Below are 14,185 nucleotides of genomic sequence, written 5' to 3' on the forward strand. Positions count from 1 at the left end.
CAAGTCCCCGTATCGGTGGCTTGCTGTTTGGCTTGTATTCGTAATTTTTAGAAATTAAAATTGTCCGGATCCGGACCGAAACGATGGTCTCTGTTCAAATTTTCGATGGCTTTAACATCCTCATCACTAAGCGTGAAGTCAAAGAATCCCGCATTCTCCTTAATTCGATCCGCATGTACCGATTTTGGAATCGTAATTACGCCTTGCTGCAAATCCCAACGAAGTACAATTTGAGCAGGGGTCTTATCATACTTTCCAGCCAGCTCTTTAAGAAGGGGGAGATCTAGGTTTCCTTGCATAAGCGGACTCCACGCTTCAAGCTGGATCCCTTGCTCATTGGCATACTTCAGCAACTCGCGCTGAGTCAATAGCGGATGGAATTCCACCTGGTTTACCACTGGAATTACGCTAGTGTCCTCGATGATATCCTTCAGATGATGAATCTGAAAATTGCTCACACCGATAGATTTGATGAGACCCTCTTTTTGCAGATGAATCAGAGCCTTCCAAGTCTCCCGATACTTTCCTGCCACCGGCCAATGTATGAGATACAAATCTATATAGTCCAGCCCCAGCTTGCGCCGGCTAACTTCGAACGCTTTCAGCGTTGATTCATAGCCTTGATCAGGGTTGCGCACTTTCGTCGTAATAAACAGTTCATCACGGGCCACTCCACATTCACGAATAGCCTGACCTACACCTTCTTCGTTATTGTAACCTGCAGCCGTATCAATACTGCGATATCCAAGCTCCACTGCGGTCTTGACCGCGTGAATAACCTCTTCCCCATCTTTAGTCTGATACACGCCAAGGCCTAGCCACGGCATGGTCACTCCATCATTTAAAGTCGGACCTCCCGAGAACGGTGCATTCAATTCACTCATCGCTTAACCCTCCAAGCTTATTGTTATTTCATTAATCTTACTTAACCTAAATTCACGCTTCAGAAGCAAGCGCTACCACAAAAGTATAGCAGACTGCTTCATCATTCCCAAAATCCTCATAAAAAAACGGAGGCATATATAAAGCCCCCGCTCTTCTTTATTTCTCAATCAGTTTGAAATCATCAAAATGGAATTCAGGAGAAACGATACAGGATACAAGTACTGGTTCTGATCCTAACGGGCGAGCCGCCTGCCATACGCCTGCTGGAACTACGACCTGCGGCTGTTGACCTGCAGCAATATCGAGACCCAGAATAACTTCCTGCACATCCTCAGGCTTATCTCCATTACCTCCGAGACTAAGCACTATTGGACTACCGGAATGCCAGAACCAAACTTCATCGGACAAAACAGTATGCCAATCAGATTGTTCCCCCTCGTGTAGCAAAAAATAAATCGAAGATGCCGAATGGCGCGATCCGGAATAGCTATCCCCAAGCACTTCCTGCGGAATTTCAAATTCGGAGTTCCAAAGTCTTTTGTACCAACCGCCCTCAACATGGGGTTGTAATCCGAGCAGTTCAACTAACGGTGAGATTTCTTTTTGTGTCACGGTAGCTTCTCTCCTTCAAAGTTTGCATGAGCAACAATAGCTTCGTATGCATAGGGTTGTTTTTGCTTTTACTTTAACGGAAGAAGCACGAATTGTAAAATCTATTTGCTATCCTTGCTCGCTTTGAATACCTCAGCAATCGCCCCAAGACTTCCCAGCGTTTCAACAGCGCTTGTTGGCAAGAACACTTTATTTGCAGGACCTTTGGCGATTTCAGCCAGAGCCTCGAAGGAACGATATGCGAGCACATGCTCATCCAGACCTGCTGAGCGAATCAGCTCAATGCGTGATTTTTCTGCTTCAGCCACGGCTTGAATTGCTTTCGCCTCACCATGAGCTTCCAGCTCCTGTGCTTGTCTTGAACCCTCTGCTTGGCGGATACGTGCTTCCTTGTCGCCTTCCGCTTTCAGAATCTTGCTCTGCTTATCCCCTTCAGCACGCAGGATCATATCTTGCTTGGCAGCTTCCGCTTCCAAAACAATCGCCCGTTTGCTCCGCTCCGCTTTCATCTGCTTATCCATTGCTTCTTGAATATCGAGCGGCGGCTTGATATCGATGACTTCCACACGCTCGATTCTTACGCCCCACTTCTCTGTAGCCTCATCAAGCGCCAGACGAATATCAGTTGAGATTTTTTCACGCCCAGACAGCGTTTCGTCCAATTCCAGCTTACCAATAATTTGCCGCATAGTTGCCGTTGAAATGTTTCTTACCCCATATACATAATCGGAAATGCCATACGTAGCTTCCTCTGGTCCCACTACCTGATAGAAAATAATCGTGTCAATCTGCACCTGCACGTTATCCTTCGTGATCACCGTTTGCGGAGGCACATTCGCTTGTTGAATCCTTAGATCATGGTAAGTACGTACCTGATCAATCACAGGTATCAGAATGTTCAGACCCGGCGTCAGTAGACGATTGAATTTACCCAGACGTTCCACTACACCTACCCGTTGTTGCGGTACGATTTTGATCGTTAATGCCACAAAAACTACGACCACGACAAGAATAATTCCGATAATTGCCCATTCCATTAGTTCATGTCCCCCCATCGTTCTACTTCGATAATGGTCGTGCCTCTCTTCACTACTCTGACTACTTCGTCCTTGCCCAAAGACTGGTCAGAGCTCGCGCTCCACGTATCTCCGCCTACCTTCACTTGCCCATAGCGCCCTTGCTCAATCGGCTCAATGACGACTCCTTGCCTGCCTACGATTTCTGTGCCTGTATCCTTGAACCCACGTGAACTGCGAAATTTAGAAACCAGTGGTTTCGAGAATATAGTCAGACCAAGTGCAACCAGTGATCCGAGGATCACCTGAAACAAAATGGCTTCAGGAACAATCAACGACACCAATCCTGCGGCCAACGCACCAATACTAAGCCATAGCAGATAAAAAGTAAGCGTCATCATCTCTACAACAAACAGGACACCGGCTGCGATCAACCAAAACACAACCATCGGTGAACCCACCACCTTCCTTATGATACTACTATAACGAAAAGAAACAGCGATGCGTTGCGTAATTCCGTAAAAATATTGCAGGCATGTATATAATTTATATTCATAACATCGGAGGTTATGTGTTCTGCATGAGTTTCCTTAAAAAGAGGACATACACCTTTTCTATCAAAGTTCCCTAAACAAGTATCCATGAATTAGAAAAATGTCCCCCTATATTACTGAATTTTATCCCTAGCATAATCGCTCTCTATGCTTGAAAATAAGAAATGCCTTCACCCATAAATAAGAAATTAATCCTAATTATTGAACTCCAAACCCACTCTTCTACTCACCCTACACCCCTTCAACAATGTTACATCTACAAGTTTGTCAAAAAATAATCCTTAAAACAGCAGTTTAGAAAGCGCTTACTTATTGTGCGAGCTTTATGTGAACCGCTATTTTTTTGCTGCTAAATCTATGAAATGGGTGTCAGTAGAATGAGAGATATGCAAGGGTGAAGGTACAGGTGAATTTCAAATTATGGGAGGTGAAGGTAGGGTTTCTTGCCGAAAAGAATTTCGAACTACACATTGAACCTTGGAGGTATAAAATCAATGATATTCACGAAAAAAAGTTCACGTAAGACCTTTGCGATCGCGATGATCGCCGCGCTTGTTCTTACACTTTTTTCAGCCCTGGGTAGTAGTGCCAAAACGGCCAACGCCGCACAGGATTATAAACTGGTTGGTTATTACGCTTCTTGGGCCGCTTACGGGCGGGCTTACAATGTATCAGATATCGATCCTACCAAAATGAATGTCATTAACTACGCCTTCGCAGATATTTGTTGGAATGGCATTCACGGCAACCCTGACCCTACCGGCCCTAATCCGGTAACATGGAGCTGTCAAAATGAGCAAGCACAGACCATTAACGTTCCGAACGGCACGATTGTTCTGGGTGACCCGTGGATTGACACCGGAAAGAGCTTCGGGGATGACAAATGGGATGACCCCATCAAAGGTAATCTGAAGCAGCTATGGAAGCTGAAAGAAAAGAACCCGAACCTGAAAACGTTGATCTCCGTTGGGGGCTGGACCTGGTCGAATCGTTTCTCGGATGTGGCGGCAACAGCCGTAACCCGTGAGGTTTTTGCCAACTCAGCGGTAGACTTCATTCGTAAATATAAAATGGACGGGGTCGATCTCGACTGGGAGTACCCAGTCAGCGGTGGGCTCGCAGGCAACAGTTATCGTCCCGAAGATAAGGAAAACTATGTACTTCTACTGCAAAAAATTCGTGAGAAGCTAAATGCTGCCGGTCAGACCGATGGCAAAACCTACCTGCTGACCATTGCTTCCGGTGCAGGACCGACGTACGTCAATAACAATAATCTTGCAGGTATTGCTTCCATTGTTGACTGGATCAATATTATGACCTATGACTTCAACGGGAGCTGGAATAAGACCACCGGTCACAATGCTCCTTTGTACTATGATCCAGCCGCTTCTGCATCAGGCCTGACCGAACCGCAAAATTTCAACGTCGATAAAGCGGTAACCAGCTATTTAGCCAATGGCGTACCCGCGAACAAGTTAGTGCTTGGTATGGGATTCTATGGCCGTGGTTGGGGAGGTGCTCCTGCCGCAGGAAATGGCCAATATCAATTGTCCGCTGGCATTTCGTCCACGGGCACATGGGAAAAGGGGAGTTATGACTTCTATGACCTCGAAGCTAATTACATTAACAAAAACGGCTATACCCGTTATTGGAATGACATTTCTAAAGTGCCTTATCTCTATAATCCAACGAACCAAACTTATATCAGCTATGACGACGTAGAATCTTTTGGCCATAAGATCAGTTATCTCAAATCCAAAGGCCTAGCGGGTGCCATGTTCTGGGAGACAAGTGGTGACCGGAACAAAACTCTGACCAACAAGCTGAACGCCGACCTTGGCGGAGGAGTGATACAGCCGACACCAACTCCGACACCAACCGCAACAGCAACTCCAACACCAACGGCAACAGTAACTCCAACCGCAACTCCGACTCCTACGGTAACTCCAACGCCGACGGCTACTCCGGGACAATGCGCAGCGGCGTGGAACCAGACTGCCGTATATACTGGCGGCCAGCAAGTTTCTTACAACGGTTCAGTCTATGAAGCTAAATGGTGGACTCAAGGCGATCGTCCCGACCTTAGCGGTGCTGCTGGAGTCTGGAAATTCATCAACGTATGCGGGACAGCAACTCCGACTCCAACGGCAACAGTGGCACCAACCGCAACTCCAACACCAACGGCCACTGTAACACCGACAGCAACAGTAGCACCGACGGCAACTCCAGCGCCAACTGCAACAGTAGCACCGACGGCAACTGTTGCACCGACCCCTGGGAGTTCTAGCTGGATTGTAGGAATCGCTTACAAAACGGGTGACATCGTTAGCTACAACGCCAAAACGTATACTTGCCTCCAGCCCCATACTTCACTTCAAGGCTGGGAACCGGCGACCACACCCGCACTCTGGAAGCTGAATTAAGACTCATTATTAACGCGAAAGGATCACCGTTCCTGTCTACTCCCACAGTCATATTATCCCTTTTGGAGGAATGTTAAATGAATATAAGTACACGTAATAGGCGAAGTAAATCCGCACGCTACATTGCGGCCTTAATGAGCGCCATCATTCTGCTTCCACTTTACACAAGTGCAGGTGGATCGTCGCAAGTAGCCTTAGCAGCAGGGACGACGCCTACTGCTCCAGCTCCGGCTGCAGATCATCCGCGTAAAATTGTAGCTTACTTCCCGGAGTGGGGAGATCAGGAGAACAAAGGATTTTATACTGTCGACAAAATACCGTGGGGCAAAATCACTCACATTAACTATGCGTTCGCCAAGGTAAACCCTCAAACGAACAAGATTGATCTGATGGACCGTACAGCAGCTATCGAAAAAGACTACCCTGACCAATTAACTAATTTGCCGTATAAAGGACATTTTAATCAACTCGTAAAGTATAAGCAGTTATATCCCGATGTCCGCACCCTGATTTCGGTTGGTGGTTGGTCGGGTTCTGGTGGTTTTTATAACATGGCCAATTCGGAAACTGGCCGCGAGACCTTTGCCAACAGTGTTGTAGATTTTCTACGTACCTACCAATTCAACGGTGTGGACATTGATTGGGAGTACCCATCTGGTACTGGTCAATCCGGTAACCCGAATGACTTCGGTGTGGCTGAGCCGCTGCGCACAGTGAATTACAACAACTATGTTCTCCTCATGAAAAAGCTTCGTGAAAAGCTGGATCAGGCAGGCGCACAGGACAATCAGAAATATGACCTAACCATTGCCGCAACCGCCTCCTCTTGGATTCTGGGCGGAATGAAGCTTGGGGAAGCTAACCAGTATTTGGACTGGGCGAACCTTATGACCTATGATTTCCACGGCGCTTGGAATGGATATGTTGGGCCGCATTCCGCCCTGTACCCGGATTCTCGTGATACTGAAACAGCTGCGCTGGGCACTCCGGTTCTGAATACCGACTGGGCCGTTCGATACTATTTGGGTACGCTTCCTCCGGAAAAAATAGTCATCGGAGTTCCTTATTACTCACGTGGCTGGAAGAATGTAAATGGAGGCATCAACAACACCGGTCTTTATGGTACAGCTCCTACAACCGGAGGTGGAGCCGACGGCGTATACGGAATCTGGAATGATCCTGCACCAGAGCAGCCGGCTGGCGCAAATCCAATCTGGCATGTGCTGAATCTGCTCAAAGATCCAGCGAACAAACGTTATTTCGATCCCGTTACCAAAACTCCATACTTGTTTAACGCAGACAAGAAGGTCTTTCTTACGTATGAAGATAAGGAGTCACTGGGCTACAAACTGGATTATATCAAGCAAAAAGGCTTGGGAGGGATGATGTTCTGGGAACTGACCGGCGACTACTCTGAAAAGAGTGATGGCACCTTTACGTACGGCAACTCGTTGACCGATTTTGCCTATGACCAGCTTAAGACAGCCTCTCTGCCAGGTGGAACTCCGAAGCCACAACTACCTGCACCTACGAACTTCAGTCTTAGCTTCAGTGGCGCTTACGATCATCCGAATTATACCTACTCCCTGAAAATAACGAATAACACAGGCGCGGATATCTCCGGTGGCTGGAAGCTGGAATTCGATCTACCGACAACAACAACCCTTACTTCTGCATGGGGAGCTGGAACTGTAGAGCAAATCTCGACGGCTTGGGACTTTAACCGCTATCGTATTACCGGAACGGCATCCCAAACGATTGCAAACGGAGCCACATTGGAAGTTCCGGGCATGATGAAGCTGAATTTCTCGGGAGGTCCGCAGCGAATTACGCTGAACGGAAGCTCGTCCCAGCAGGAATACGACAAACTGTATGGAGGCATCACTCCAACGCCTACACCTACTCCAACAGCGACACCGACACCGACACCGACACCGACACCGACAGCAACACCAACGGCGACGCCAACCGCAACGCCAACACCGAAGCCCACCGTAACACCGACGCCGACTGCAACCATAGCACCTACTCCAACACCAACCGTTGCACCAACGCCGACACCAACTATAGCACCTACTCCAACGCCAACCGTTGCACCAACGCCGACACCAACTACAGTACCTACTTCAACACCAACCGTAACACCAACGCCAACTGCAACACCGAGTCCGGGAATATCTGCCTGGGCAGCAGGTGTAGCATACAAAGCGGGTGATAAGGTTAGCTACAACGGGTTAACGTATACATGTCTGCAGCCCCACACTTCACTTCTGGGCTGGGAACCGACAGCAACACCTGCACTCTGGAAGCTGAACTAATCCATTAATATGATAAGTTTCACCTAATAAACCAAAAGAAGCTTGCAAACCAAGATATGTATCTTGGATTTGCAAGCTCTTTATTTTATCTCTCATGCGACCGCATGGAGCGCTTAGATTAGGAATTCAAGTCGTTAGCAGCAGCTAGCTTCTCAGTCAGCGACCTTAGCGCAGTTCCTCGGTGGCTAATCCGCTGCTTCTCTTCGAGCGTTAGCTCGGCCATTGTTTTTTCATATTCCGCCAAGTAAAACAACGGATCGTAGCCGAAGCCTCCACCACCAGCAGGTTCGGATGTGATCCATCCCTCCACTGCACCTTCAGCAGTTAACTCCCGTCCTGTGCTTGGATCGTATAAGGACAATGTACAGACAAACCGAGCTGTACTTAGCAAAGGCTGTCCGGTATCCTCGCCCTGTTTTAGCTTCTCAAGTTCGCTAAGCAGCTTCAGATTGTTCTCTTCATCTCCTGCATTTTCCCCTGCATAACGTGCAGAGTACACACCCGGTTGGCCATCCAAAGCGTCTACGCAAAGACCCGAATCATCGGCGAGTACCGGGATTCCAAGGGCGTCACCTACGGCTTTGGATTTTTTAAAGGCGTTCTCGGCAAAAGTGGCTCCGTCTTCCACCACATCGGGCAGATCCGGATAGTCGTACATACTTTTCACTGTCAGCCCTAGCGGGGCAAAAGCATGCTCGAATTCGCGTACTTTCCCCTTATTCTTCGTCGCAACAATAAGAATACCGCCGTCAGACTTCATGCTACACCTCTTGGCCCGGCTGGCCGGAAGGGATTTTAAGAGCAATCGCTCCAAGCGCTTCTTTCTGCGCAGCAATCAGTTCATAGATTCCCTTCTCACCTAGACCCAGCAAAAGATCCAACTCTTGACGAGTGAACGGTCTTTCTTCGCCAGTCCCTTGAAGTTCAACAAAGGCACCGCCGCCAGTCATAACAACATTCATATCTACTTTTGCTTTGGAATCTTCTTCATAATTCAAATCGAGCAGCGTTTTATCCCCTACAACACCGACACTGATTGCTCCCAAGAAATCTGTTATAGGAAACACAGGCAACTTGTGCTGAAGTGCAATTTTGTTAATAGCAAATGCCATAGCAACAAAAGCACCTGTAATCGAAGCGGTCCGCGTACCACCATCCGCCTGAATCACATCACAATCCAGCGTAATACTACGCTCGCCTAACGCTTGTAAATTCACTACGGAACGAAGCGCTCGTCCGATCAGCCGTTGGATCTCCATAGTCCGTCCGGTAAGCTTACCACGCGCAGCTTCACGCTGATTACGGGATTGAGTTGCCCGAGGAAGCATCGAATATTCAGCGGTTACCCAGCCTTTTCCTTGCCCTTTAAGAAATGGAGGCACTTTTTCCTCCACAGTAGCCGTACAAATGACTTTGGTATCTCCCATTTCAATGATCACGGAGCCCTCAGCATATTTATTCGTTTGGGTTGTTATTATCAGCGGCCGTAATTGGTCGTCGTTTCGCCCGTTTGATCTCATCTTTTCTGCCTCCTACATCGTATAGCTAAAAGTTTAGCGTGAGTCCCATTGCCCCGTCATAAATACCGAGTAGCACAATGCTTGGGACGTAACGTCTTTTTGAGCAACTTTTATTCTACCAAAGAGGAGGCACAAAAGCATCTTTTAAACCTTACAGGGTCATTCTATAACGGGATCTCATTCAAATATTCAGGTGCGGAAACAGGTTTGCTGTAGTCCACATTATCTGTATCCGTAATCGATTCCTTGCCGTTCAAGCGAATTTGTACCAGAGAATCATCCGAATTTTGCGCAACCGTCAGTACGACCGATTCCAGCATTTCAGCGGGTACACCTTTACCATCTGTGAACATATCATCCGTCAAGGACACGGTAACTACACCGTTCTGCCCAGCATCAACGGAATCAAGTATCGTCCCCTGTGTCATGACCATTTCCAGACCATTTCCGGATTCAGGACCTGCAATCAATTCGTTCAAAGCAGCAGTCAGCTGTTCTTGTCCGGCGGGTACAAAGCGGGTTACAGGTACATAATATTGGATACCGTCAGGAGATGTTGTGGAAAAATAAACAGTAACCGCACTGGAGTTCATCAGAAGTGGACCTTGCTTCGGCAAGTTTATGCCCATTGTGCGGGTTAATGGACGATCCAGCGGAGTTCCTTGAAGCGGCATCTCTGTGAGCTTTTTACCATCTACCCAGAGCTGTACACTTTTAATGTCATCTTGACCGGTCAGCGTCCAAGTGATAGCTTCGAGGATTTTACGTTCCTCTAAAGGATCATAGTTATTGAATTCTTTATTAAATTCCACGACAGCTAAATTCGACTTCTTATCTACCGTAATATTTTGAACTTCCGTTCCAGCTGGAAGAACGCCTAGGAAGCCTTCAGGCACTGATGAGGCATATTCTCCCTTGCTCACTAATGCCATTAACGAGTTTTTGAGTGCGCTGGAATCTTTGCTCTTTGGCAAGCTTAGGGATACAGGAGCGAGTAATCCATTACCATCTTCCAAAAATACAGTTGTCCGGTCTCCAGAAGCATTGCCCTGTGAAGTTTTGGTGCTGCCTTTAACCGCTGTCTGTGTATCATCCTGTGTCACAGGACCGAATACACCTGAATCCAACGTAGTATTTCCACTAGTCTGTAACATTTGTGCTTCAACCTCTGGTGGCGGAGCATCAATCGATGCCGATTCTGAACCAAACAGCCCACAGCCGGACAGTGCCAGTGGAACTGCGAGTAAGCATACTGCGGAGATTCCGCGGATTTGTTGCATAGGTTTCATCATTTATTACCCCTTTCAAGGTTAGATATCATTTGTACTGCTATGTATACGAGACCTTTGTCCAAAAAATAACAACAGCTTATCCTAAATTGTTGGAAAAGCCTGTGAACTACTTCTTCATCTCAAGTAGGGCCTGGATTTCAGTTCGCTGAAACTTCCCTCGCTGGACAAATACTTCCAGTGAACGTACAATCTGAGGTAACAACAGTCCTTAACATCATACTAACGTTTGCTGTAATGAAATGACTTACTAAACAACGAGGTGACTGAACATGGCTGATGACAAAATCGAAAAAATTCCGTACAGTCTGAACAGCAAGGCCGTCGCAGATGCGACCAAATTCTGGCTGAACAAGCGTGGAGTAACCCTGGAAGAAATCGCGGAACTCGTTATGTTCCTGCAACAGAAATACTATCCGAATTTAACGATGGATGAATGTATCCATAATGTAGAGATGGTGCTTAGCAAGCGAGAAGTACAAAATGCTGTACTAACAGGCATTCAATTAGATGTACTGGCAGAAGAGGGCAAGCTGTTCTCCCCACTTCAAGATATGATCGAAAATGATGAGGGATTGTACGGCGTAGATGAGATTCTTGCCTTCTCTATCGTGAACGTATACGGCAGTATCGGATTTACCAACTATGGCTATGTGGACAAGCTGAAGCCAGGCGTTCTTCAAAGGCTAAATGACAAAAGTACCGGACAAATCCACACCTATCTCGACGACATCGTTGGAGCCGTGGCGGCGGCAGCCAGTAGCCGAATCGCACACCGCAAGCAAGCGGAGCGCGAAATTGAGCTGGATCTGCCTCACACACCAGAGGATCGCGAAGAAGCCGCTAGGAAACTTAAGGAATATGATGAAACTCCGGAGTGAGGAGTTTTAGGTACACCAGAATAATGAGTTTCAGATCGACTATATGAAACTCTGAGGAAAAAGCGATTGTTTCACAGCCCTGCGGGCTGCTGAGACAATCGCTTTTTTGTGGGTAGTTGGCGAGGGGTTCTACAGTGGGGGTTCTACAGTGGGGGTTCTACGGTGGGGTTCTACAGGGGGGTTGCTATAGGGAAATCCTCCCTATAAAATAATGATTTTGGCTCAAATATAGAGATTATACGGAATTCTTCCCTATAATCTCTATGAAAATCTCAATTTATAGCCAAATCAGTAGAATTATAAGGAGAAATTCCCTATAAACAGCTCTAAAATCATTAAACCCAAAATTATAGGGTGAAATTGCCTATAATTACTACCAATATTTAGCTGCACGACATACATCATTTAGTTGCACGACTTTTAAAGCGTTTTGCCCACGTTGTCGGACTCAGGAGACGCTATACTCACAAATCACCCTTAATTTGAACACTTTCAGACTCCAGAGACTCTACTCACTCAAAAATGACCAAAACCACTACTCTACACTAGTAATAACGCCTTTCCGATCCGATACTAACCTCAAAAGCCCCAAAATCGACGAATAGCGTCATCTGAGTCCGAATACATACGCTAACGCATGAATATGGAAGCGATCGAAGGATGGAAAGAGGGAAGGAGGAACAAGGTTACTCAAATACAAAAAGAGCAGTCCCCACAATCAGGACTGCTCTTAAACTTTATACTCATCTACTTCACTTCGATCTTGCAAGATACTCTCTAGCTAATATGTTCTCCAACACTTTCAGCTGCGGCGAATAAATAACCGCCGTCTGCCTCCAGCATGACTGCCCGTCCCCGGCGCACTAATTCCGCCAAATGCGCCAGGGTCTCACTCATCGCAAAGCGCATCTGATGAACAGTCGTTACTCGGCTGCGAAACAGGAATTCGCACACCGCGAATCCGCTGAGCGGACCGCTGGTGAGCAGCGCCGCCGCTGTATCCAGCCGCTCCTCATGATGAGCGAGCAGGCTGTTTACCCGGTGCGCGAAGCCAGCGAAGGGCTCGCGATGACCCGGGAACGCCATGCTGACCGGGTAGCTGCCCAGTTCCCGCAGCCCCTGAAGGAACGTCTGCAGCGGCTGTGGATCGCTGCCTGGCAGCAGGCTGACATTGGGCGAGATCTGCGGGAGCACAGCGTCCCCACAGATCATAAGCCCGCTGTCAGCATGATACAGGCTCACATGCCCCGGTGCATGTCCGCCGGTAATAATGAGCTGCCATTCACGGCCGCCCATCTTGAAGGGCTCCGCTACATTGAAATAAGAAACGGCAGGCTGCGGCTCCACTTGGGAATTAAAGCTTTCCAAGTGGGCTTTAATCCCGTTCGACCACTGCTCCGTCATCCCATGCCGGATGAAATAATCCGGTAAGATCTCATTTATGCCTACATCATTGTCTACGCCATTTCCCGTATCTTCACCTGGATCTTCATCCACGTCATTCCCCAGATCTTCAACAGTGCCCAAGCCCCACATCAACCTTGCCTCCGCATGGGCGCGCTCCGTCATCCACACCTTACAACCACTCTGCGACTGCAGCCAGCCGGCTAATCCGTAATGATCGGGATGGTGATGCGTAACGACGATATCCCGTATATCCATCCACGACAAGTCCAGCTCCTGCAAAATCCCGAGCCAGCAATTCTCTGTATCCGGGCTGCGCGGGCCCGGATCGATAATAGTTACTCTACCATCTTCATCCGAGAGGATATAGCTGTTCACTTGACGAAGAGGCGAGTCCATGGGTACCGAGACTTGGAGAATGTTCTTGTCCCATGAAGTAAGCTCTGCCTTAGACATGGAGCGTTCACCACCTTTAAATCTTTTTCCGGAAACCATTTAGGGACGTGTTCCACCAAAGATCATCCGCGTGGACCTTTCTGCATCATAAACCTCATCTTCATAGCTGCCATGTACAGCTTCGAGCTGCAAGCCCGCTTTCTCAATCATTTCCTTGAACTCCTCCAGTGAATAAAGCTTCACACGCTCATGATATTGACGAGGCGTAGGGTCATTCTTAGTGGTTAGAATGATGTCTTTCTTCACATAACCATCCTCAATCCGGCGTGACTCATCTATCAAATTCTCTCCGTCCTCACGCGTAGAATGCGGCACCAGATGACGAATCACATGCGCAGGATTCAAAAAATCAATAACGAACTTGCCACCTGGCTTCAGCAGACGATAGATTTCACGCAGAACCTTTACTTGCTCCTCATCTTTTTCAAAATAACCAAAAGAAGTGAACAGATTAACTACGGCATCGAATCCTCCATCTAGTGGTAAATCGCGCATGTCGGAACGGATCCAGGTTACCTTCTCCGCCCCGACTTGAGACCGAGCTTCACGCAGCAAGACCTCCGACAAATCCACTCCGGTAACCTCGTACCCTTCCTTCGCAAGTGCCAGAGAATGACGTCCCATCCCACAACATAAATCCAGCACTTTCGAACCTGGGGGCAGTCTCAGCCAGGCGATCATCTGATCTACTTCTTTACGTGCTCCACCGAAATCCCGGTGCTTATACACGATCAGGTAATCCTCTCCGAAGCTCTTTTCATACCATTCAGTCATGTTGTCTCTCCTCTCCTCCTACAGGCGTCATCCCGCAACTCCACTTCATGTAT

12 protein-coding genes are annotated in these 14,185 nt (G+C 47.7%); 3 read left to right on the forward strand and 9 right to left on the reverse strand.

The features are described 5' to 3' along the window. Nucleotides 1-47: 47 nt before the first annotated feature. The 4 genes from MKX41_RS18865 to MKX41_RS18880 all read right to left on the reverse strand — a co-directional run bounded on the left by MKX41_RS18865 (nt 48) and on the right by MKX41_RS18880 (nt 2,962). On the reverse strand, nt 48-884 hold the full coding sequence (locus tag MKX41_RS18865) for an aldo/keto reductase (RefSeq protein ID WP_340972604.1): 837 nt from the start codon (nt 882-884) through the stop codon (nt 48-50). Between the two features lie 157 nt (nt 885-1,041). After that, nucleotides 1,042-1,497, reverse strand: coding sequence for a cupin domain-containing protein (locus tag MKX41_RS18870; protein ID WP_042191321.1), 456 nt, complete (start codon nt 1,495-1,497; stop codon nt 1,042-1,044). 101 nt (nt 1,498-1,598) lie between these two features. Next, on the reverse strand, nt 1,599-2,534 hold the full coding sequence (locus MKX41_RS18875; RefSeq protein WP_283908822.1) for an SPFH domain-containing protein: 936 nt from the start codon (nt 2,532-2,534) through the stop codon (nt 1,599-1,601). Further along, entirely contained in the window at nt 2,534-2,962 is a 429-nt protein-coding gene (locus MKX41_RS18880; protein ID WP_076300470.1) for an NfeD family protein, read from the reverse strand. Before MKX41_RS18880 ends, MKX41_RS18875 begins: the two co-directional genes overlap by 1 nt. Nucleotides 2,963-3,561: 599 nt before the next feature. On the opposite strand from MKX41_RS18880, the gene MKX41_RS18885 reads away from it, so the two are divergent. Together MKX41_RS18885 and MKX41_RS18890 are read left to right on the forward strand one after the other, a co-directional pair. Next, nucleotides 3,562-5,490 (forward strand): glycosyl hydrolase family 18 protein, encoded by a 1,929-nt coding sequence (locus MKX41_RS18885; protein WP_340972610.1) that lies wholly within the window; start codon nt 3,562-3,564, stop codon nt 5,488-5,490. Between the two features lie 77 nt (nt 5,491-5,567). Next, nucleotides 5,568-7,808, forward strand: a complete 2,241-nt coding sequence (locus MKX41_RS18890; protein ID WP_340972612.1) for a glycosyl hydrolase family 18 protein — start codon at nt 5,568-5,570, stop codon at nt 7,806-7,808. Between the two features lie 118 nt (nt 7,809-7,926). Here MKX41_RS18890 and MKX41_RS18895 read toward each other — a convergent pair whose 3' ends face one another. The 3 genes from MKX41_RS18895 to MKX41_RS18905 all read right to left on the reverse strand — a co-directional run bounded on the left by MKX41_RS18895 (nt 7,927) and on the right by MKX41_RS18905 (nt 10,617). Beyond that, nucleotides 7,927-8,568, reverse strand: a complete 642-nt coding sequence (locus MKX41_RS18895) for an XTP/dITP diphosphatase (RefSeq protein ID WP_340972614.1) — start codon at nt 8,566-8,568, stop codon at nt 7,927-7,929. A gap of 1 nt (nt 8,569) precedes the next feature. Further along, nucleotides 8,570-9,328 carry a ribonuclease PH gene (gene rph, locus MKX41_RS18900; protein WP_340972616.1) on the reverse strand — a complete coding sequence of 253 codons (759 nt, stop codon included), beginning with the start codon at nt 9,326-9,328 and terminating at the stop codon, nt 8,570-8,572. A 164-nt stretch (nt 9,329-9,492) separates the two neighbouring features. Next, entirely contained in the window at nt 9,493-10,617 is a 1,125-nt protein-coding gene (locus tag MKX41_RS18905; RefSeq protein WP_339248666.1) for a GerMN domain-containing protein, read from the reverse strand. 272 nt (nt 10,618-10,889) lie between these two features. On the opposite strand from MKX41_RS18905, the gene MKX41_RS18910 reads away from it, so the two are divergent. Beyond that, the gene (locus MKX41_RS18910) at nt 10,890-11,498 is read left to right on the forward strand and encodes a phosphatidylglycerophosphatase A family protein (protein WP_339243346.1); all 609 of its coding nucleotides are present in this window, start codon (nt 10,890-10,892) and stop codon (nt 11,496-11,498) included. Nucleotides 11,499-12,275: 777 nt separating this feature from the next. Here MKX41_RS18910 and MKX41_RS18915 read toward each other — a convergent pair. Next, nucleotides 12,276-13,358: an MBL fold metallo-hydrolase gene (locus MKX41_RS18915; protein ID WP_340972618.1), complete on the reverse strand. Its 1,083-nt coding sequence runs from the start codon at nt 13,356-13,358 to the stop codon at nt 12,276-12,278. 39 nt (nt 13,359-13,397) lie between these two features. Then, nucleotides 13,398-14,132, reverse strand: a complete 735-nt coding sequence (locus tag MKX41_RS18920; RefSeq protein WP_076286049.1) for a class I SAM-dependent methyltransferase — start codon at nt 14,130-14,132, stop codon at nt 13,398-13,400. Nucleotides 14,133-14,185: the final 53 nt, after the last annotated feature.

The sequence above is a fragment of the Paenibacillus sp. FSL R5-0475 genome (assembly GCF_038004585.1).
GTDB lineage: Bacteria > Bacillota > Bacilli > Paenibacillales > Paenibacillaceae > Paenibacillus_AQ.